Raw genomic sequence first — 21,129 nt, forward strand, 5'->3', positions numbered from 1 at the left:
CATGGACCTGCTCGCCACCGCTCTCCCAGCTTTGGGGGAGGCGTTTTCTCTTATTCTGCAGCCTCAACAGTTGATGTTCCTTGTCTTGGGCGTGCTGCTCGGGCTGTCCGTTGGCGTTTTTCCAGGTTTGGGCGGGATTGCTGGCCTGTCCCTCGTACTGCCTTTCGTTTTTGGGATGGACCCTGTCTCGGGCCTTGCGCTGATGGTGGGGCTGATCGCGGTGATCCCAACCTCCGATACGTTTGCCAGTGTGCTCATGGGCATACCCGGATCATCTGCGTCGCAAGCCACAGTTTTGGACGGCTTCCCGATGGCCAAGAAGGGACAGGCCGCGCGGGCTTTATCGGCGGCCTTCACATCGTCCCTGTTTGGCGGGTTACTGGGCGCGTCCGTTCTGACGTTCTTCATACTGATCGCGCGACCTTTGGTTCTTGCTTTCGGTCTGCCGGAAATGCTGATGATCACCATTCTGGGCTTGTCGATGGTGGCCATTCTTGCCGGGCGGGTGCCGCTGAAGGGCGTTGCGGCAGCATGTCTTGGCCTGCTGGTTGGAACGATTGGCGAGGCTGGCGCAGGCGGCAGTCTGCGGATGGCGACATATGACATTCCCTATCTGACGGACGGCCTTAAGCTGGTCATCGTGGGTCTCGGCATTTTCGCCATCCCGGAGATCATCGCACTGCTGCGCCAAGATCGCTCGATCTCGAAGGACTCGACCCTCGGCGCGGGATGGCTGGTCGGCGTGAAGGATTGGTGGGCCAATATCTGGCTCAGCATTCGATGCTCGATTATCGGTGTCATTGTAGGCGTTATTCCCGGCCTTGGCGGATCTGTCGTCGACTGGATCGCATATGGGCACACAGTTCAAAGCACCAAAGATAAGTCAAATTTTGGATCCGGAGAAGTGCGCGGCGTGATCGGTCCGGAAAGCTCGAACAACGCCAAAGAGGGCGGCGGGCTCGTACCAACGCTGATTTTCGGCATCCCCGGGTCCGGATCCATGGCGGTTTTCATCGGTGGTATGGCCCTTTTGGGCTACGATGCCGGCCCACAACTGATCCAGAACGATCTGGACATCACCTACACGATCGTGTGGAGCCTTGCGCTGGCCAATGTCATTGGCGCGGGACTGTGTATCGGCTTGTCACCTGCAATTGCGCGTTTGACGACGATCCGCTTCACACTCCTCGCACCGTTTTTGTTCATGATGATCAGCTTTGCCGCGTTTCAGTCGCGGCAGTCGCTTGGTGATCTGGTCGCGCTCTTCGCGGTGGGGCTGGTCGGCATCTTCCTGCGCCGGTTCGATTGGTCGCGTCCAGCGTTCCTGATTGGGTTCGTACTGTCTCATCAAGCCGAGAACTTCTCGAACATGGCGAACCAGATTGCAAGGTCGCGATTCCGTCGCAGTTTTGAGGAAGGATTTGAGTATCTGGCGTCGCCCATCGTGCTGGTCCTGCTGGCGGTGACCGTGATTTCCGTCTTGGTCGGAATGCGTCAGGCCAAGCAAATTCTACCCGAAGGCGTTGTTCCCACGGGTAAGAAACGAGCGCCGATTATTTTCCTGCTATGCATTCTTGCCTATGTCTCAACGGCCCTCGTCAATGCCTTGATGATTGATCTGATGAGCGACAAGATATTCCCTGTCACGATTGCCACTGTGGCAGTGGTCGCCTGTTTGCTCTTGCTGCTGCAGATGATGTTCAAGCCAGAGACCGATGCGATTTTCGCTGACCGTGAAGCGTCAGGCGAGGATGCCGAGGCGCCCCATGGATTGTGGGGAACCCTTGCTTGGTTCGGACTGCTGCTGTTCTTGTCATCACTTCTCGGCTTCATCTTGGCGCTGACGATCTTCCTACTCACCTTCTTGCGGCTGAGGGCCGCGTGCAGTTGGGGACTGACGCTCTTACTGTCGGCCTTCGGTCTGGCTTTTATGCTGATGATGGCAGGTGTTCTGCGCCGTGACTTCCCGCCGGGGCTGCTGCAGGAATATGTTGATCTACCGTGGCCACTGACGTGACCCAGACCGCGATCCCTTTTTTGTTCATGCGTGGCGGCACGTCGCGTGGGCCTTACTTCAGCCGCGTCGATCTTCCACAAGATTTGGAGACTTTGAGTGAGGTTTTGGTCGCAGCTGTGGGCTCCGGCCATCCGTTGAACATCGACGGTATCGGTGGGGGGGCGGCAGTGACGACCAAGGTTGCGATGCTGTCCCGATCCGACGATCCATGGGCCGACGTGGACTACTTCTTCGCGCAGGTTTCGGTCGAGGGTGGTTTGGTTGACTACAAACCCACCTGTGGGAACATCCTGTCAGGTGTCGGTCCCGCTGCAATCGAGATGGGGCTGGTCGAAGCGCAGAATGACGAAACGACCGTGAAGATCCGTGCAGTCAACACCGAGGCACGTGTCGTGGCCACGGTTGCGACGCCGGGTGGAATTGTGTCCTATGATGGCACTGCGCATATCGATGGCGTACCCGGGACTGCTGCGCCGGTGGAATTGCGGTTCCGTGATGTTGTGGGAAGTGTAACCGGGTCGTTGCTGCCCACAGGAAACCTGCGCGATATCGTGGATGGCATCGAGGTCACCTGTATGGACGTGACGATGCCGATGGTGATTGCCCGCGCCGACGCCTTCGGTCTTACAGGGTACGAGAGCGCTGCGGAATTGGATGAGAATAAGTCCTTCTTCGACAGGGTGGAAGCGGTTCGACTGAAGGCAGGCGCTCTGATGGGTATGGGGGATGTCTCGGCGTCCGTGACCCCCAAGTTTGGCCTTCTTGCGCCTGCGCGTGTGGGGGGGACGGTCGCCGCGCGCTACTTCATGCCGTGGAAAACGCATCCGACTATGGCTGTGACTGGCGCTCAATGCCTAGCGTCCTGCGTGCTGGCGCCGGGAACAGTTGCCGATGGCCTCGCAGAGGTGCCAACGGCCAGTCCAGCTAAGCTGACGCTTGAGCATGCGTCAGGCTCCATTGAGGTCTTGGCCGAGTACGAGGTGAATGATGGTGATTTCAATCTCTTATCGGCTGGGCTGATCCGAACCGCGCGCAAGCTTGCTTCGGGCGACTTATATGTGCCGTCACAGGTCTGGACGCGGACTTGAAATAGGCAACATCTTTTAGTATACAAAGGTATACAATATGGGGCGGGCGTGATGAAAAGAGAATATCAACGACTGACTGAAGACGCTGTTCACTTGCTGAACGAGGCGCGCAGGCGCCTTACAGATGAAATATCACAGTATCCGACGCCGATCTCTGGATGTGATGCGCAGTTCAATCACCTGCTCGCGGAACGCAGCAAGATCACCCGGGCCGTTGGTGCGTTGGGTAGTGAGGTTTTTGTGCCAACGCCGCGGATGCCCGATCCCGCACGGCGAATGGAAAGCAGGTGAAAGTCCATATTCTGGACGACTGGTTTGACACGCTACAAACCTTGCCTTGTTTCAGAAGACTAAGCGAGCATGACGTGACGGTCTGGACTGATCATGTCAGCGACACAGGGGATCTGGCAGACCGGCTTTCAGAGGCAGAAGCTTTGGTTCTGTTTCGCGAACGGACAAAGATTACAGCAGACCTGCTGAAGCGGTTGCCAAAGCTGAAGCTGATTAGCCAACGCAGCGTCTATCCCCATATCGACATTCCCGCCTGCACAGAGAACGGTGTTCTTGTTTGTTCGAACATGCATTCTGACACGCCGTCCTACGCTGCCGCGGAGCTGACGTTGGCGCTCATTCTGGCATCGTTCCGCCAGATCCCAGCGCAGCAGGCCTCGCTCAAATCCGGCACATGGCAATCAGGTGTGGGGCGCACATTGCGCGGGAAAACACTGGGTCTCTATGGCTATGGTCGGATCGGCAAAGCGGTCGCGGGGTATGCGCGGGCACTGGGTGTTCAGACGCAGTGGTGGGGGTCCGAAGAGGGCCGCGCGCGCGCTTTGGGTGAGGGCGCTGTTATCGCTGAAAGTCGGCGGGCCTTCTTTGCGACATCAGATATCGTGAGCATCCATGTGCGCCTCAAGCCGACAACGAAGGGCATCATCACAGCCGAGGACTTGGGGGCAATGTCGCCCAACGCGCTGTTCGTGAATACGTCCCGCGCGGGTTTGGTCGCGCCGGGGGCGCTTGAGGCGGCGATTGCAAAGGGCCGACCGGGATATGCTGCGGTGGACGTTTTTGATACGGAGCCGCTAATCGACATATCGCACCCATTGTTGACGCATCCAAATGTCTTGGCCACGCCGCATATAGGTTACGTAACAGAGGATGAATTTGACCTGCAGTTCACGGACATCTTCGATCAGATCAACGCTTACTCGGCACGCGCGCCCATACACATGATTAATCCAGAAGTCTGGTCAGAAGAATAGCCGTCGCATCAACGGGGCGCCGACGATGACAACGACAAGCCTCATCAGATGATGGGTGACGACGAATGCGACATCTGCCCCTGCCACAATAGCCAGAACGGTCATCTCAGCCTGGCCCCCCGGTGCAAACGCCAGAATGGCTTCGGTTTGAGGTGCAAACCCCCAGGAAACCACGGCGCTTGCGAATATGACCGATAGTATACCCAGCAAAACAGTATAGCCGGCGGCGGCAGTCAGAACGCGCCGCAACTCCAGCGCTGTAATGCCCACGTATTTGACGCCGACACCCATTCCGATAAAAAATTGCGCGGCGAGAATAGCCTCGGCGGGCGGCCTATGATGTAGGACGTCCGTCAGGCTTGCCACGGTGGCGAGGATCAGTGGACCGAGGATGCTTGCCCCAAACAGACCCACAGCCGAGGCGATCCGCCAGCCGACGATGCCAATGGCAACCATGATCAGAAGTTCCGAAACGGGGATGCTTGTGGCCGGGGCCCCAGGCGGCTGGCTCAGATCAATCTCAAACATGATCGCCATAGCCATCGGCAGCGCGGTCACGACCAGCAGCACCCGTGTCGCATGAATGAGGCTCAGGATGCGGGGATTGCCGCCGGCCTCCTCGCCGAAAATCAACATATCCTGTAGCCCGCCGGGCATTGCAGAGTAGTAGCTGGTCGCAGGATCAAAGCCCCAGATCCGCCTGAAGTAGGGGAAGCCGACTGCGCCCGACAGCAGAATGAAAAGCGGGATGAAACTGATCGACAAAGCCATCTGGTCCAAACGATCAATAACAGCAGGCGTGATCGAGGCGCCGACAGCGACACCAAGGATTGTTCGCATCGTGTCGCTGATCATTGGTGTGCCTCGCAGCGGAAACCCGGCCAACGCTGCTATCAGGCAGGCAAACATTGGTCCAAGGAGCCATGGAAGGGGAAGGCCAATGGCTGAGAATGCTGCGACCCCGACAAGCGAAAACGTGAGGGTGAGCGCAACATTGATCATTCAACGAGATTCCATTTATGTATACTTTTGTATACAATTATGATTTCGAGAAATCCAGCTGTTTTGATGCAAGGAGGGATTGGGTGGGTAAGCCTTTAAGACACAATCGGCAATGTTTTGCTGTGTTGGTGATGAGAAACAGACTGGTTTTTCGCAAAAAAAGCATAATCTATTACGAACAAGGAAAAGTCCGCATCTGACCAGTCGGATTTGTTGACGAGAGTGGGTGCTATGTCGACACAGGAAACAAGCGGGGTGGCGCAATCTGACGGTGTGTCAGATCAGTCCCTCAGCCTAGAGAAGCGTCTGGAGGAGGCACGTGCGCGCCGTTCCAAGGCGCTTGAACAGCGACGCGTTTCCAAAGCCTCGAAAGCGAAAGGCGAGAAGGTGAGGGTCACCTTCCCGCAGGATCTTGCGGCATCCGGCCTTGCTATTGATCCAGCCTCCGTTCAGCGAAAGGACGTGTTGGACGGTCCGTCCAAGGTCGACAATGTGTCCGCACCTGCTGTGGACCAGGCAGATGACATCAAGGTAGATGCTGCGATTGCGGCTCTCCCGATCCCCGAAGCGCCCGAAGCCAAAGATGACGAGGCAGGGCCGCAGCCCGCTCTGGTTTTGGCAAAGCAAATGTCGCCGCTTTTGATCGCCGTTTGTGCAAGTTTGCTCGGCGGTATCGTGATTGGGGCTGGGTTGGTCGCGATGAGATCAGGCACGGGGCCTGAGCAAATTGCGCTCGCCACAGAAGCGGCGCCAGAGATCGCGGTCCCGGTTGAGCGGCGCGGAGTTGTTCCGTTTTCCTCCAACCTTCAGTTCTCGCTTCCGCTAGAAACGGGTGTTCCGGAATCCCAAGCTCAGCCTCGTAGTACGTTGGCGAGACCTGCGTCGCCGCCCGCAAAGGCTGAAATAGATCAGCGTACAGCAGCGGTGCGCGACGGCGCCTTTGCAGAGATCAGGGATGCCCCCCTCAGGCTGGCCGCTTTCACCAAAGCACCTGCGCGCCCAAATGGATCGCAAGCCAAGTTCGCGCCCGGATTGAATGAGAACACGCCCGCTTTGTTTGATCGCAGCGGCTTGCCATATTCAGAGCCCGGTTATCAATTGATGGTGCATGCCCCCGAAGAGCTTGCGGACGACGAGATGCTGAATGTTCTGACGGCGCTTGAAAACGCTCAAGAAGTGGTCGGTGATCTCATCCGGGTGCCGTTTACCATCTCGGCCAACCATGTTCGCTACTACCACGCGCAGGACGCCGAGGTCGCCGAACGGATCGCGACGCTTATAGACGGTACAGCACGAGATTTTACAGATTTCAGACCGCAGCCCTCCGAAGGTCGTGTCGAGGTCTGGATGGCGGGCGGCGGTGATGCAAGGGTGTCAGCGGAAAGCGTCAGACGCTCGAGCAGGCCACGCATCTCGACCGAACGGACATCACTTGAAGCGATCGCGCGGCGCGAATGGCGCAAACAGCGTGCGGCCATTCAAAAGGTGCTCGACGGTCTTTAATTGTCAATCAGCGGCAGACCAACCAGCTTTCTCCCCTCATCGGTTTTAAGAGAAAAATCTGCGCCGAGATACGCATCCCCGCCTGAGCCACAGAGAAAGGCTAGCCCTTTGGCGACCCATTCCGGCGGGATATGGACATCGGGATCCAACTGGCTGACCGGGTTTACACCGGAGGCTTTTATTTGGACCTGCATTTCTGTCGCAACCGTCCCGGGACTCAGCCCCATGATACGCAGTCCCTTATCGCCATACTCCTTGTGCCCGCATTTGGTGAGTGACAAGACACCGGCCTTCGTAGCGCAGTAGTGGCTCCAGCCCTCAAGGGCGCCGGTGGCCGCACCTGAGCTGATGTTGATGATGGTGCCTTCTCCTTGAGCCAGCATGATTGGCAGGGCGGCTCGGTAGCCGTAGTAAACCCCTTTCAGATTCACATCGACAATCGTGCTCCACGCGGCTGGGTCACTTTCGTCGAGCCGGGCGATCGGGTCGATGAGACCCGCGTTATTGATCAGGACATCTAGGCGCCCGAAAGTTGCTGTCGTGTGGCTGGCCAAACCCTCAACCTGCGCATAGTCGCTGACGTCACAGGTCTTTGCCATCGCGGTTCCGCCTGCTTGAGTGATGTCCTCCGCGATACGCTCAATGTCGTCTCCGCTACGTGCGGCAAGAACAACTTTCGCGCCAAGCTCAGCCATATGCCGAGCAGTTGCTTCGCCGATGCCGCGGCTGGCACCTGTAATGACAACGCTTTTTCCGTCTAGGTTCTGCATAGCGATCTCCCTGCTGGTCTGCTGATCTTCTACAGATCAGCGTTTTGCACGCAACCTGCCCAGTATGTGTTGGGTCGAAGCATTCCCCTCGCAATTGGCCCGGAATAGGCGTAAGGCGAAAACATGATGCTCGGTGACACATTACGCCGCGTCTCGCTCGCTGACGCCAGAAGACTGCCGTTTCACCGACAGCCGGTCTTCCTTCTGTTCCTGATGGCTTTTGCGATGCCGATTGCTTTCGCGGTCTGGTCTGCATTGCTTAACAATTTCGTTATCGAGGTCGCAGACTTCACGGGGGCCGAGATTGGCTGGCTCCATACCGTACGCGAGATTCCAGGCTTCTTTGCCATCGGCGTAATCTTTCTGATCATCTTTATCCGGGAGCAGGTCTTGGGCCTTCTTTCGTTGATCCTGCTGGGTGGGGCGACGGCTGTGACGGCTTGGTTTCCCGACTATCAGGGTATTCTGATCGTCACCTTCCTAAGCTCTATCGGGTTCCACTACTACGAGACGGTGAACCAGTCGCTGCAGCTGCAATGGATCGAGAAAGAGAAAGCGCCGCAGCTCTTGGGCTGGATCACGGCGGCTGGATCGTTTGCATCGCTGATCGCCTATGGTCTGTTGGTCCTGACGTGGAAAGCTTTCGATCTGAGCTACAACTTCGTCTACCTGACTGCAGGCGGAATTTGCGTCGCAATCGCGATCTTCTGTTTTCTTTTTTATCCGCAGTTCGAAGCACCTCATCCGCAAGTCAAGAAGATGGTTCTGCGTCGCCGCTATTGGCTCTACTACGCGTTGCAATTTATGTCGGGTGCGCGGCGTCAGATCTTCGTGGTGTTTGCCGCTTTCATGATGGTGGAGCGCTTTGGCTTCGAAGTACACGAGATCACAGCGCTGTTTCTGATCAACTACGTGGCCAACATGATCTTCGCGCCGCTTATCGGGCGGGCCATCGGGTTTTACGGTGAACGTCAGATGCTGATGCTTGAATACATCGGCCTGACACTCGTTTTTCTGGCCTATGGCGGTATCTACTATTTTGGCTGGGGCGTTTTGGTGGGCGCATCGCTTTACGTCATCAACCACCTGTTTTTCTCGATGGCGTTCGCGATCAAAACCTATTTTCAGAAAATCGCTGATCCGGGTGACATCGCTCCGACAGCTGCCGTCGCTTTTACGATCAACCACATAGCCGCCGTTTTCCTGCCGTTTCTTCTGGGTTACCTTTGGGTGCAGTCGCCCGGCGCAGTTTTCGTATTGGCGGCGGCGATGGCGATCGGATCGCTTGTGTTGTCGATGTTGATCCCAAGGCATCCTGAAAAAGGGAACGAAACGATATTCTCACGGCTTGTTGCAGAGCCTGCGGAGTAGCCTTTGGACAGTCGGCGCCCTATATCCGAGATAAGAGATAGAGGAGACCATCCATGTTTTTGTTCCAGAAGAAAAAGGTGCATTCCGTTACGGCTGAAACCGCCTTGCCTGGACGCGATGCGCCGATCCCCACAGCTGACACGCATTTCATCTTTGGCAACAAGATGACGCCGGATGTCCCAAGGGGCATGGAGGTCGCGATGTTTGGCATGGGATGTTTCTGGGGCGTCGAGCGGATGTTTTGGAAGCTTGATGGCGTTCATTTGACGATGGTCGGCTATGCAGGCGGGTACACACCGAACGCCACCTATGAGGAAGTCTGCACCGGACAAACGGGTCACAACGAAGTGGTGCGTGTGGTGTTTGAACCGGATGTAATCAGCTACGAGGAACTGCTGCGGGTGTTCTGGGAAGGCCACGACCCCACCCAAGGAATGCGGCAGGGTAATGATGTTGGCACGCAGTACAGGTCTGGCGTCTATGTCTTCAACGAAAGCCAACGTGATGCGGCAATGAAGACGAAAGCTGAGTTCCAGCCCCGCCTGATCAGTGCAGGTTTTGGCGAAATCACGACCGAGATCGTAGATGCGCCCGAGTTCTACTTTGCCGAGGAATACCACCAGCAGTATCTGGCAAAGAACCCTCGCGGATATTGCGGGATCGGTGGAACAGGTGTGACCTGCCCAATTGGCGTTGCAGTTTAGGGCAGGACGGCCAGCCACCCCCACGTAGTAATCACTGACAGTGCGGTCGCGATCAAAACGGTCGAGGCAGCAACGCGCTTTGCCACACCGTACATATTTGCGAAGACATAGCAGTTGATCCCAGGCGCCATGGCCGCTGTGATGATCGCCGACCGAAAAGCGGCCTCATCCAGCTCATACGCGATACCCAATCCCCAAGTTGCCGCCGGTTGAAGGATCAATGTGAAGGCGCAGATCATCAGTACGGGACCGATGTCACCTTCGATCCGGTACTGCGCCAAGACGCCGCCCAAGCCGAAGATAGCGGCAGGCAGGGCTGCACGGATCATCAGATCAATTGCTTCGTTCAGCACGTTTGGCAGGGCAAAGCCGCTCAGGTTGACGGCAAATCCCAGCATGATGCCGATCACGAGCGCATTGCGAAATATAGCCTTGAAGATCGATAGGATCGTGGCGCCGGCACCAGCACCGCGGCCCCGCACAATCTCCATTGCTGCAATCCCCAGCAGATAACAGGTGGGCGAATTCAGCGCGATGATCGCGTAGTTGGGATCAAGCGCATCTGCCCCATAGGCCCGTTCCATGATCGGCAGACCCAATAGAACTGTATTCCCAAAAAGCGCACAAAAGCCGATGGCGACGCAATGCTCCCAAGGACGGTTGAAGAGCAATCGCGCCCCCAAGATGCCAGCGAAAAACAGAGAAACTGCCGGAAGATAGTAAGAAATCAAAAGCGGCGGCGCGAAGTATGCGCCTAGTTCAAGATCTGCAATCGCGCGAAACAGCAGGCATGGGATGGCGAAGTTTTGGGTAAACTTCATAAGGCCGTCGACACCGTCCGGCGAAAATAGATTTCGTTTGACCGCGACAAATCCGAAACCGATCACCAGAAAAACCGGCAGAATGACTTGCAGCAGGGCGCCCATGCTAGAGGTCGACTTCTATGATCAGGCCATCGAAGGCTGGTGTCACATGCGCCGGGGTTTCGGCCTCAACCGTGTCATAGTCGAGGTCGATATGCATATTGGTGATGACGGCTCGTTTGGGCTGAAGATCTTCGATCCACTGCAGAGTGTTGTCTAGGTGGGAATGGCTTGGGTGGGGTGTTCGACGGAGCGCGTCGATAATGAACCAGTCCAGATTGGCCAATGCGTCGCGCGTGTGATCATAGAGCGTCTCGGCGTCAGGCAGATAGGCCACATTCCCGACGCGAAACCCAAGCGCATCAATAGAGCCGTGGCCCGCCTTGAACGGTGAGAGCGTCAGCACTCCCCCCGCGCCGTCGATCTTAACATCGCCGTCAATCGTATTCAGGTTCAGGATGGGCGGATAAGGGGAGCCTTCGGGTTGCACGAACACGTAGCCAAAGCGCGACAGAAGGGCATCTTGTGTCGGTCCGTCCGCCCAGATATCTAATCTTTCCCGCATGTTGAAGACAATCATGCGCAGATCGTCGATGCCGTGTACGTGATCCGCATGGGAATGGGTATAAACCACGCCATCAAGCCGTCCGGTGCCCGTGTCCAAGAGTTGCGCGCGCAGATCGGGGGATGTGTCGATCAGAACAGTTGTCGTCCCATCCGGCCCGATCTGTTCTATAAGCAGGGAGCACCGACGCCGTCGGTTCTTTGGATTCTCAGGATCGCAATCCCCCCAGTGGTCGCCCAAACGGGGCACGCCACCAGATGACCCACATCCGAGAATTGTGAAACGCTGCTTCATGCAGCGGCTTTCCAGAAAAGCCTGTCGAAATTCCGCTGGGTTTGCGTTGCAAAATCCGGGTAGTCGAGACCAAAGATGTCCGCACCGACCTTCGCGGTGTGTGCGGTATAGGCCGGTTCGTTACGCTTACCGCGAAAGGGCGGCGGGGCGAGGTAGGGCGCATCGGTTTCCACAAGGATCCGATCTACTGGGGCCCTTGCGAAGATATCTCGCAGCGCTTGGCTTTTGGGAAAGGCCGCAATGCCGGACATCGACAGGTAGAACCCAAGGTCCAGCGCGGCTTCTGCCAATGCGGCGCCCGAGGAAAAGCAGTGCATCACGCAGGTATAGGGTCCAGAATTGTGTTCCTCGGTCAGGATACGTGCCATGTCTTCATCCGCATCCCGCGCATGAATGATAAGTGGCAGCTTTGTCTTACGCGCCGCCTCTATATGAATGCGAAGGCTTTCCTGCTGTGTAGTCTTGCTGTCCGCCGTATAGTGGTAATCCAGCCCGGTCTCACCGATCCCTACAAACTTCGGATGGTCCGCAAGGGCGACCAGCACATCCACTGATGTCATTGGCTCGTCGGCTGCGCTCATGGGATGGGTGCCTGCGGCGTAGTATACCGGCTCATGAGCCTCTGCGATCGCGCGGACTTGCGGTTCCAGTCGCAATTTCGTGCAGATCGTGACCATACGCGTGACGCCAGCGGCATTGGCTTGCTCGATTACATGAGGCAACTGCCCGTCGAAATCCGGAAAGTCGAGATGGCAGTGGCTGTCAGTGATCTCAGGCGGTGTCTCAGCGCTCATCAGGCCCTTCATGCGGCCGTGCGCGCCGCCGTCTCTTGTAGTGTCATCACCATATCAAGGACCAGAGACGCAGGGTCAAGGTTCACCCCTTGCCCGTGACGCAATCGCGCACCGATCTCGGCCGCTACACTGGCCCACGCGCGGGACGCGTTAGCGTTGGGGGAAAGGCGCGCCAGCATGGCTGCTTCGCCGGGCACGGCTTCAGTTTCTACTAGTCCCAGGCCTGCGCGCGACAGGCGAGAGAGAAGGGTGTCCGTCAATCGGATGAACAGGTCGAACTCGACTTCAGCACCGCGTTTCGCGAGCCGATCCCCTAGGGTGATCGCTTTGGCTCGGTCAAAATCAGGTAGTCCCGCGACCAGACTGACCAGTTGTTCATAAAGCGCGACACCGGAAAGGGTCAGCAACCCGATGGCCTCACCGACGGAACCCGCTGCAAGTTCTGCCAAGGCTGCACCTGCATCGCCGGGCTCGATACCGCTTGCGATCAGCGCGCGCTGGATATCATCGGCGCTGAGTGTTGCGCACCGCAACTCGCGGCAACGAGATCGGATGGTCGGCAGCAAACGGGACGGCTGATGAGAGATGAGCAGCAGGATACAATCGCTTGGCGGTTCCTCCAGTATCTTCAGAAGGGCATTGGCCGCACTTGGGTTCATATCATCGGCTGTGTCGACAATGACCACCCGACGCCCACCATCCGGATTGGTGAGCGAAAAAAACCCTTTCAGTCTGCGCACCTCATCTACGGCTATCTGAGCTTTGTGACGTTTCTTCTCCTCGTCCCACGGTCTACGGAGTAGGAACAGACCCGGATCAGACAGGGCGGCAAGGCGCGCTCGGATAGGATGATCATCAGCGATATCGAGCGTTTCAGGCGTAGGCGGGACAAACATCCCGCCATCATCCAAGGGTGTTGCCAAAAGAAAGGTTGCGATGCGCCATGCCAGCGTCGCCTTGCCAACCCCGCGCGGACCGGTGATCAGCCAGCCATGATGCAGACGGTTGTCGTTGAACGCAGTCAGAAATGTTTGCTCTGCCGCATCTTGGCCAAGAAGAACGCGGGTCTCTCGCGGATGCGGCGCCCCTTCGATCTGATCAGCTTGAGCGGGCGCGTCATCAGTCATGGCAGTCTGTTCGCCAGAACTTGGTTGATTTGCAGGCTGACATCCTGCGCACCATTATTGCCATCCACAACGATACAGCGATTGGGGAAGTCCTTGGCCAAGTCGAGGAAACCGCGTCTCAAGGAATGTTGAAAGGTCGCCCCAAATTCTTCAAAGCGGTCCTCACCTGACCCGCGTGCCAATCCGCGTTCAAGGGCGCTATCGGGATCCATATCAATCACAATCGTCAGATCAGGCTCTTTCTGGATCATTTGGCGATGCAGGGTATCAACAATCCCGCGCAGATCCCCGCGCGCAACCCCTTGGTAAATCCGCGTGCTGTCGGCGAACCTGTCACATATCACCGTTTTCCCTGCCTCAAGCGCAGGTTCTATCGTCCGCTCCAGATGATCACGTCGTGCTGCGGTGAACAGAAGAATTTCGGTCTCTGCGGACCATCTGCCTGGATCGCCTTCGACCAACAATCGGCGGATTTCTTCGGCGCCCGGCGACCCACCGGGTTCGCGGGTCAAAATCACCTCGTGCCCCGTTGCCTGCAAATGACCAGCCAGAAGCCGGGCCTGCGTCGATTTACCGGAGCCGTCGATGCCCTCGAATGTCAGGAAGAACCCGCTCAAGAGTGGATCAGAAGTAGCTGGCGGCTTGACCCGTCAACTGTTTGAGCAAGGCGCTGGCCGCAGTCCGGATCCGAACAACAAACCCACCCCGCGGTACGGTTTCCGTTGCTATAAGTGTGTGGGTCGCATCAGACAGGCCGGGGACGGAGACGATCAGCTCTGCAACTTTGTCACCTGCTTCGATTGGCGCTAAGATGGGGCTTTCGTAAGTAATCTTTGCGTTCACGCCTTCGCGGTCTAGGATCGGGATCAGAATGCTGACGTCCTTCGTGGTTGCCATCCCAACGCGGGAGGCTTGCCCCATCCAGACATCGGCTTCTGCAATCACAATGCCCTCTTCGGACAATTGTTTCTCTGCGAACTGCCGGAATGCCCAGTTCGCGATGCGCTCACTTTCCTCTGCTCGTGCCCGTTCCGTATCAAGGCCCGACAGCACGAATACGATCCGGCGGTTGCCCTGAATGGCAGAGCCGACAAGACCATACCCCGCCTCTTGGGTGTGACCCGTTTTGAGGCCATCTGCTCCAATGTTCAGGTCAAGAAGCGGATTTCGGTTGAAGCGGTTGTCAGGCACCCGCCCGTCGAACTCAAACTCGGTCTCGGCGAAATAGCCGTAATATTGGGGAAACTCTGTGATCAGCCGCTTGGCAAGGACTGCGAGGTCGCGCATGGACATCCGGTGTGCGGGTGCAGGCCATCCGTTAGAATTGGCAAAGACCGAATTGGTCATGCCCAGCTGCTCCGCGCGTCGGGTCATCATCTGAGCAAACCCACGCTCGGTCCCATCGGGGGACACAGCCTCTGCCAAGACGGCACTTGCATCATTGCCGGAAAGTACAACAACACCGCGGATTAGATCCTCTACACTGACCCTGTCCTGGTCTGTCAGGAACATGGAAGATCCACCGTAGGCCGCGGCCCGCTGTGAAACTGGCAGGATCTGATCAAGAGACAGGCGTCCGTCCTCAAGTGCTTCGAACACCATATTCAGCGTCATCAGCTTGGACATCGATGCGGGGGGCAAAGCCATGTCCGCATTTTTTTCCATCAGCGTCTGGTCGGTGCCGACGTCTAGAACAATCGCGGACTTGGCTGCTGTCTCAAACGCAGCGACCGGCCCTGTCAAGACGCCAAGACCAAGGAAGAGAACGGTTAAGATGGTGCGCATTGCGGACCTGTTCCTTTATCCGGTGGTGTAAAAAATACCCTTGAAGCCCAGATCACGCACTTGCTTGCGCAACGCACGGCGTTCAGTGGAATTCATCGCGGGTCCGACGGTAACGCGCCAGAAAGTCTTGTCCTTCCTGACCTCTTCACTCAGCACGGGTACCACGCCAGCCGCACTGAGGGTCGTCAGGGTCGCGTCCGCCGCAGCCCGGTCGTCATAGAGGCCGACTTGAACATAGGGTCTCAGAAGCCTGGACTTAGTTTCTGGCTCAGCCGCTGCAGGCGCTGCTGCAACCGCAGTAGAGGGTGCAGCTTGCGCTGCATCCGATGCAGGTGGCGTCCCCGGTGCAAGTGCCTCAGATTCCTCGATCGCTGCTTCGGCTGCGGCAAGTGGATCGAGGCTGGACTGCTGGATCGCACCGGGCGCTGCCGTATCTCCTGTCGCGGCTTCGTCGGCACCCTCTTCAATACCTTCAGGCGTGGTTGCAGCCTCAGTGGACACCACTGCGGCAGGTGCGACGGTTTCCTTCTTCAAGGCGGTCACCGCAAGCGACACCGGTTGCCCCGCAAGAACGCCAAGGCTTTCGGCTGCGTCAGAACTCAATTGCATAACGGGTCCCGGATTGTCGCGTTCGCGCCGGAACAGCGCACCCACGACGCTTTTTCCGTTCGCTTCGTTGCGGATGACAACGCGTTCGGGATTTTTCACGTCCGGGTGCGCCACCCAGACCCCGCCCAGTGATGGACGACCGTCCCAAAGACCTTGGTCGGTGGCCTGAAAAACCTCCGGCGCCTCGACATCGCGCTGTTCCAACTCGGCCACGTTTGCCGTGCCTGCCGCTGATGCTGTGGCGGTTGCCTCTTTATCGTCGGCTTGTTTCGCTGTGAATTCTTTGAATTCTTCGCATCCAGCCAATGCAAACAATGCTGTCCCAACCAGAACAACATGCCGCGCTCCGCGATGTCCCATGCGTTTCGTCCCCAATGCTCTAACCTCTCGCGCGTTTTTCGCGCTGTCTTGGCGTCCCGCTTTGGTGTTTGCGGGCGTCTACCTGTGCTCTTGCGGACTGATCCGCTGGCGCGAGTTTAGTTGACCGGCAGGCCCATTGCAAAGAGTTCAGACAAGATTCGGCAAATTTCGGCATTCCGTCATCTGGAATGTTGTATCTTCCAGAATCGCGATAGTGCCGCTAGGCACCGCATCTACCGGAGGTTTGGCAGAGTGGTCGAATGCGGCGGTCTTGAAAACCGTTGGGCGTGAGAGCGTCCCGTGGGTTCGAATCCCACAGCCTCCGCCACTACACAACCTTTGTTTGTCGCCCAGATCAACGGTCGGAGCGTCGGCTTTGATCGTCCTGCACGTATGAACTCTTCAGTCCGGTGCTGCAAAATCGAGGTTGTCTGGGCGATAGTTGAATAGCTCCAAGCGAGGTGGAGCGCCGGTTGCATTTGCAAGTCGCAAGGCGGTCAAGCTGGCAGGGGCCACGGGTATGATGCTGGCGGGTTGCAAGTTGAGAAATCGTTGCAAGATCGCTCGGATCACGCCGCCATGGCATGCGACAAGCAAGTTTTCACATCTGTTCTCGGCTTCCCGCTCGATCACTGCTGACACTCTATCCACAAAAGCGGTCCATGGCTCGCCTCCGGGCGGTGTCCCGGTGCCAGCGCGCCAGGCCAGATAGGCGGCTTCGTCCTCTGCCACGATGTCATCGGTTGTGCGACCTGTCCAATCGCCTACGTCAATTTCCCGCAGATCGGAGGTTAATATCGGGTCAGGCGCACCGATGCGGGCCGCGGTTTCCCGGACGCGCGCGAGATCAGACGAGAGCGCACGACAGTAGCCGATCCCTTCGATGGTTGACCGGAGCGCATCGGCCTGAGCGCGACCGACGTCCGACAGATTGATATCAGCTTGCCCCTGAAGGCGGTGTGAGGCGTTCCATTCGGATTGCCCATGGCGAACGAGAAGAAGACGCATCAACTGATCCTTTCGCCGCTTGGCGTGAACCAGCATTGCGGTGTTTCTGGAAGCTCGAATTCGACGGTGTCGCCGATGCGTGCTTTGACCGGCACGTCTACAATCGCAGTCAAACGAAGCGCATCCGAAAGACCTGTGACCATCGTGCGTCCGGCGATGGCGCTGACCTCGACAAGTTCCATCGGCAAGCTTCTCTGACTGGCCGCGGAACCTATCCGCAGGGCGTCTGCACGATACATGGCAAGACAGTCGTCAACCGGTGGATCGACGGGCATATGGCGACCACCTATAGTGTAGCCCGCGCCGTTCTTTTTTACTTCGATTACGTTGTTGGGTGGGGTGCCGACAAATGTCGCGACAAAGGCCGTTTCAGGGCGTTCGACAAGCTCGGCGGGTGCGCCGAATTGCTGAACCCGACCGCCATTCATGACCGCCACGTGGCTGGCCATCGTCATCGCTTCTATCTGGTCGTGGGTTACGTAGACGGTCGTTGCACCGGTTGCGCGGTGCAGCCTCATAAGCTCTGTTCGCATTTCCACCCGCAGCTTCGCATCGAGATTTGAGAGAGGTTCGTCAAAAAGAAGGACAGATGGCTTTGGCGCAATCGTGCGTGCGATTGCCACGCGCTGCTGTTGACCGCCGGAGATTTCGTTTGGGTAGCGATCTGCGAGCTGGTGGATATCCAATAGGTTCAGCACGTCATCAATACGCTTTGTTCGCTCGGCCGTCGGCATCTTCATGACCTTGAGTGGCCACTCGACATTGCCTCGAACAGACATGTGCGGCCAGAGGGCATAGGACTGAAAAACGAGTCCGGAATTGCGCTTGGCCGGATCAGCGGACCATGCGCGATCGCCGTCTGAGACGATTGTTCCGTCAAACAGGATCTGCCCCTCGCTGGGCAGTTCCAACCCGGCGAGCATTCGCAAAAGTGTGGTTTTCCCGCATCCCGACGGGCCAAGCAGCACTAGAAATGCGCCGTCCGGAACCGAGATTGAGACGTCTTTGACCGCCTCAAACTCTCCGAACCGTTTGGTGAGATGTTTGATTTCCAGCATAAAGTCAGTCCTTCAGCCACGGCTGCGATTTCGTCTGCAACCTGTTGGCAATGAGCGTGGCCGCGATCGATATCGCGAGGATCACCACGGTGATCGCATTGGCAAACTGCGCGAACCCCTCTGAGGCGTAGCGGTAAGCCAGAACGGACAAAACAGGCATCGTCGGCGTAAAGAGCAGCACGACAAGTGACAGGTCGCGAACAATCTTCACAAATATGAGGATCCCACCCGCCGCGAGCCCGCGCACTGCCAGAGGCACGGTGATTGCCATCAGCCGTCTGAAGAACCCGGCGCCTGTCAGGCGCGCGCTCTCTTCCAGCTCACCACCGACCTGTTGAATGACTGCCCGTCCGGTCTGAACCGAGAACGGAAGCAGATAGGCCGTGCCCGCAATAACGAGCAATGCGAAGGTGCCATATAGCGCTGGAAATGGTCCGATCGGAGCACCGAGATATACAATATAGGCTGCCCCGAAGGCGATGCCTGGAACCAGCAGGGGCAAGAAGCTGATTTGCGTGATCGCGGCGGACATCCATCCCTCTCGGAACCGAGCGGTCGTGTAGGACGCGAGCAGCCCGATCATCATCCCGGTCAAAGCGACGGAGAGACCAAGCGCGAGTGTCACCATAAGGGCCCGCACAATGTCGGCGTTGTGTGCTATGCCCGGTATGCCTTGCGCGAACGAAGGATCACTCTCGCCAATCCAGTAATGGGACGTCCAGCCTGAGAATAAATCGGCAGAGGACGGTGCCAAGCTTGATGCGATCAAGACGATCACCGGCACGACCGTCGAGGCAAAAAGCGGGATCATGGCCAGAGCAAAAAGTGGCCAGCGGGCGCCGCGCAGGTTGAACCGTTTGGCGCGCCCTCCCTTTCCGGTGATCGTCGCGTAGGATCTGCGACCTGACACGATACGATTGCCCGCCCATAAAACCACTCCGGAAATCAGGACAAGCAGAATGCCGATAACATAGCCCCGTCCGACTTGCCCGACTTCGATCATCCCAAATAGCCGGGTGGACAGCGTCTGCATTCGCACAGGCAGCCCAAGCAGAGCAGGCGTGGCGAAATTCGAAACCGCACCGGCGAAGCATAAGGATCCGGCCGCGACCAAGGCAGGCGTCGTCACGGGAAGGATAATGCCGGTAAGAAGCCGGTGACCTTTTGCACCTGCGATTTGAGCGGCCTCCACCAGATCGGAATTCACGGTGGCCAAAGCTGCGGCGATGATTGTGAAGGCAAGACTGAAATAGTGAAGTGTCAAAACGATCAACGTGGGGACGAGCCCCCATGCCAGCCAATCCGGAATCTGGAGGCCCATCCCCTGAAGCCAGCCGATCTGACCGCCCACCCGATCGTTTCGAAACAGCGATCCCCACGCCAATGCAGCTGCAAATGACGGGATCATGAACGGCAGGGTGGCCATCACTCCGATCAGGCGCCGGTAAGGAACATCCGTCATTACAACAAGCCAGGCAAGAAACCCGCCCAAGAAAACGCATCCGCTGGCCACGACAGCACCGATTATGAGCGTGTTGCCAAGAGGTTTGTAGAAAAGGTTAGTCGACAAGCGACCCGTTAGCACATCTGTCCACGCGCCGATGACGTCCGGCTGAAGCGTGAACAGAACTGTCCGTGCGAGCGGAAGAAGGATCAGAAGGACCAAAAGGGTAAGGACAACCGTCTTCAGTACGATCCCCGGTTGATGGAGGAAGCGTCGCCTCTGAATGTTCCCGAGTGTGTCGGCCATCGCCGGATGCCTCTTTACGCTTAAGTTGACGAGATGCCGGAGGCAGGCAACGCCCGCCCCCGGCATCTTACTTACTGAAGGGTCAGGACGAGGTCGCCAATTTCGGCGCGGATCTCGGCTGTTTTCGCAGGGTCGATGCGCCACGCTGTAAAGTCGCCAAGCGGCACCGCGTCAGGATGTGGCGGGATATCGGACCGCGTCACGTAATCTCCTGCGACGTAGAATGGTGCAAGCCCCGGGCCGCCTGTCTCGCTCTCATCGCCCATGAGAAAATCGATCACCAACCGGGCGGCGGCGGGGTTTTTGGGCTCTGCGGACAAGGCCAGTACGGCCGGGAAGATGATACCTGGCGCGGGAGCTACATCGTTGGCCACCTGCAGCGCCCAACCTTCCTCTTCGTTGTCGCGGCGGTCTGAATAGCTGGTGAACCCAACGGGCGGATTTTTCTGACCAACCGCCCCAACGGCAGCGTTCACATCGTCGGTCGAACCAACAAGTATGAGGTCATTGGCGAAGAGATCGATGATAAACTTCTCGCCAGCGTTCGCGGCACCGTCCAGGTTGATGGCCTCACCGAATTCGGTTTGATACGCCGCTTCCATTGCGGCTGATTGCAGCACAATCTCAGTCATCAGATCGAGGTAGTCGCCCCGCTGCAAAGGGTCGACCATCACAACGCGGCCCGCCCATTCTTCGCGCGTCAAATCCCAGAGGCTGTCAATGGGCGCGCCATTTGGGTTTGCTTCTTCATTGTACATCAGAACCTTGGTCGACAGACGCTGCGCCAGAAGTGGTGATTGGTATTCATCCGGGACCCGGTCTGCGACACGTGGCGGCACGTATTGAGCGATGATCCCTGGTTCGAGCAACGCGGACAGCACCACCGGCGCGTCAGAGATGTAAACGACGTCAGCATTGGCAACGCCGGCCTGTGCCTCGGCGGTCAGACGCGCGATCTGTTCCGTTGACGAGATATCAAACCCTTGCAGGTCGATGCCTGGATACGCCGCCTCGAACGCCGCCTCGACTTTGCCAATGCGGCTGGTGAAGGAATAGACTGTTACCGTCCCTTCCTCTTGGGCCAACGGCAGCAGCTCTTCGGCCGTCATCGTATCCATACTGCTGTCTGCCCAAGCGACAGATGTCCATAGCACGGCCATGGCGCTCCAGCGCGTTATGCTTTCAAATTTCATGAT

The 21,129-nt window shown here is 57.6% G+C and carries 20 protein-coding genes and 1 tRNA gene; 8 read left to right on the top strand and 13 right to left on the bottom strand.

The features are described 5' to 3' along the window. The first annotated feature begins 1 nt into the window (after position 1). Genes KIN_RS11940 through KIN_RS11955 form a run of 4 tightly spaced genes read left to right on the top strand, consistent with a single transcriptional unit; the run spans position 2 to position 4,370 of the window. On the top strand, positions 2-2,017 hold the full coding sequence (locus tag KIN_RS11940; protein ID WP_159807170.1) for a tripartite tricarboxylate transporter permease: 2,016 nt from the start codon (positions 2-4) through the stop codon (positions 2,015-2,017). After that, complete coding sequence (locus KIN_RS11945) at positions 2,014-3,105, top strand: 4-oxalomesaconate tautomerase (protein ID WP_159808029.1); 1,092 nt, start codon at positions 2,014-2,016, stop codon at positions 3,103-3,105. The genes KIN_RS11940 and KIN_RS11945 overlap by 4 nt, the downstream gene beginning before the upstream one ends. A 51-nt stretch (positions 3,106-3,156) precedes the next feature. Further along, positions 3,157-3,396: a chorismate mutase family protein gene (locus KIN_RS11950; RefSeq protein WP_159807172.1), complete on the top strand. Its 240-nt coding sequence runs from the start codon at positions 3,157-3,159 to the stop codon at positions 3,394-3,396. Further along, positions 3,393-4,370 (top strand): D-2-hydroxyacid dehydrogenase family protein, encoded by a 978-nt coding sequence (locus KIN_RS11955; protein ID WP_159807174.1) that lies wholly within the window; start codon positions 3,393-3,395, stop codon positions 4,368-4,370. The genes KIN_RS11950 and KIN_RS11955 overlap by 4 nt, the downstream gene beginning before the upstream one ends. Here the strand turns inward: KIN_RS11955 and KIN_RS11960 are convergent. Beyond that, on the bottom strand, positions 4,359-5,372 hold the full coding sequence (locus KIN_RS11960; protein ID WP_159807176.1) for an AbrB family transcriptional regulator: 1,014 nt from the start codon (positions 5,370-5,372) through the stop codon (positions 4,359-4,361). The genes KIN_RS11955 and KIN_RS11960 overlap by 12 nt on opposite strands. A 231-nt stretch (positions 5,373-5,603) precedes the next feature. On the opposite strand from KIN_RS11960, the gene KIN_RS11965 reads away from it, so the two are divergent. Next, entirely contained in the window at positions 5,604-6,875 is a 1,272-nt protein-coding gene (locus tag KIN_RS11965; protein WP_159807178.1) for a hypothetical protein, read from the top strand. Here KIN_RS11965 and KIN_RS11970 read toward each other — a convergent pair. Next, the gene (locus KIN_RS11970) at positions 6,872-7,645 is read right to left on the bottom strand and encodes an SDR family oxidoreductase (protein WP_159807180.1); all 774 of its coding nucleotides are present in this window, start codon (positions 7,643-7,645) and stop codon (positions 6,872-6,874) included. The genes KIN_RS11965 and KIN_RS11970 overlap by 4 nt on opposite strands. Positions 7,646-7,768: 123 nt before the next feature. Between KIN_RS11970 and KIN_RS11975 the strand changes: the two genes are divergently transcribed. Continuing rightward, entirely contained in the window at positions 7,769-9,016 is a 1,248-nt protein-coding gene (locus KIN_RS11975) for an MFS transporter (protein ID WP_243144907.1), read from the top strand. A gap of 53 nt (positions 9,017-9,069) precedes the next feature. Beyond that, positions 9,070-9,720, top strand: coding sequence for a peptide-methionine (S)-S-oxide reductase MsrA (msrA, locus tag KIN_RS11980; RefSeq protein ID WP_159807182.1), 651 nt, complete (start codon positions 9,070-9,072; stop codon positions 9,718-9,720). Here msrA and KIN_RS11985 read toward each other — a convergent pair. Genes KIN_RS11985 through KIN_RS12015 form a run of 7 tightly spaced genes read right to left on the bottom strand, consistent with a single transcriptional unit; the run spans position 9,717 to position 16,117 of the window. Beyond that, positions 9,717-10,646 (bottom strand): AEC family transporter, encoded by a 930-nt coding sequence (locus tag KIN_RS11985; protein ID WP_159807184.1) that lies wholly within the window; start codon positions 10,644-10,646, stop codon positions 9,717-9,719. The two genes, msrA and KIN_RS11985, sit on opposite strands and share 4 nt — an antisense overlap. A gap of 1 nt (position 10,647) precedes the next feature. Then, on the bottom strand, positions 10,648-11,442 hold the full coding sequence (locus KIN_RS11990) for an MBL fold metallo-hydrolase (RefSeq protein WP_159807186.1): 795 nt from the start codon (positions 11,440-11,442) through the stop codon (positions 10,648-10,650). After that, complete coding sequence (locus KIN_RS11995) at positions 11,439-12,236, bottom strand: TatD family hydrolase (RefSeq protein ID WP_159807188.1); 798 nt, start codon at positions 12,234-12,236, stop codon at positions 11,439-11,441. Before KIN_RS11995 ends, KIN_RS11990 begins: the two co-directional genes overlap by 4 nt. Positions 12,237-12,244: 8 nt before the next feature. Further along, positions 12,245-13,363 carry a DNA polymerase III subunit delta' gene (locus KIN_RS12000; protein WP_159807190.1) on the bottom strand — a complete coding sequence of 373 codons (1,119 nt, stop codon included), beginning with the start codon at positions 13,361-13,363 and terminating at the stop codon, positions 12,245-12,247. Then, entirely contained in the window at positions 13,360-13,980 is a 621-nt protein-coding gene (tmk, locus tag KIN_RS12005; protein WP_159807192.1) for a dTMP kinase, read from the bottom strand. The genes KIN_RS12000 and tmk overlap by 4 nt, the downstream gene beginning before the upstream one ends. A gap of 7 nt (positions 13,981-13,987) precedes the next feature. Beyond that, on the bottom strand, positions 13,988-15,148 hold the full coding sequence (locus tag KIN_RS12010; protein WP_159807194.1) for a D-alanyl-D-alanine carboxypeptidase family protein: 1,161 nt from the start codon (positions 15,146-15,148) through the stop codon (positions 13,988-13,990). A 15-nt stretch (positions 15,149-15,163) separates the two neighbouring features. Then, on the bottom strand, positions 15,164-16,117 hold the full coding sequence (locus KIN_RS12015) for an SPOR domain-containing protein (protein ID WP_159807196.1): 954 nt from the start codon (positions 16,115-16,117) through the stop codon (positions 15,164-15,166). A 238-nt stretch (positions 16,118-16,355) separates the two neighbouring features. Here KIN_RS12015 and KIN_RS12020 point away from each other — a divergent pair. Beyond that, positions 16,356-16,445 (top strand) — tRNA-Ser (locus tag KIN_RS12020). Positions 16,446-16,519: 74 nt separating this feature from the next. On the opposite strand, the gene KIN_RS12025 is transcribed toward KIN_RS12020, so the two are convergent. From KIN_RS12025 to KIN_RS12040, 4 genes are all read right to left on the bottom strand, one after another. Beyond that, positions 16,520-17,125: a histidine phosphatase family protein gene (locus KIN_RS12025; protein WP_207710129.1), complete on the bottom strand. Its 606-nt coding sequence runs from the start codon at positions 17,123-17,125 to the stop codon at positions 16,520-16,522. Beyond that, on the bottom strand, positions 17,125-18,183 hold the full coding sequence (locus KIN_RS12030) for an ABC transporter ATP-binding protein (protein ID WP_159807198.1): 1,059 nt from the start codon (positions 18,181-18,183) through the stop codon (positions 17,125-17,127). The genes KIN_RS12025 and KIN_RS12030 overlap by 1 nt, the downstream gene beginning before the upstream one ends. Positions 18,184-18,187: 4 nt before the next feature. Further along, entirely contained in the window at positions 18,188-19,933 is a 1,746-nt protein-coding gene (locus KIN_RS12035) for an ABC transporter permease (protein WP_159807200.1), read from the bottom strand. Positions 19,934-20,004: 71 nt separating this feature from the next. Continuing rightward, positions 20,005-21,126 (bottom strand): ABC transporter substrate-binding protein, encoded by a 1,122-nt coding sequence (locus tag KIN_RS12040; RefSeq protein WP_207710130.1) that lies wholly within the window; start codon positions 21,124-21,126, stop codon positions 20,005-20,007. Between the last annotated feature and the right edge of the window lie 3 nt (positions 21,127-21,129).

Source organism: Litoreibacter roseus (assembly GCF_009811795.1).
Lineage (GTDB): Bacteria > Pseudomonadota > Alphaproteobacteria > Rhodobacterales > Rhodobacteraceae > Litoreibacter > Litoreibacter roseus.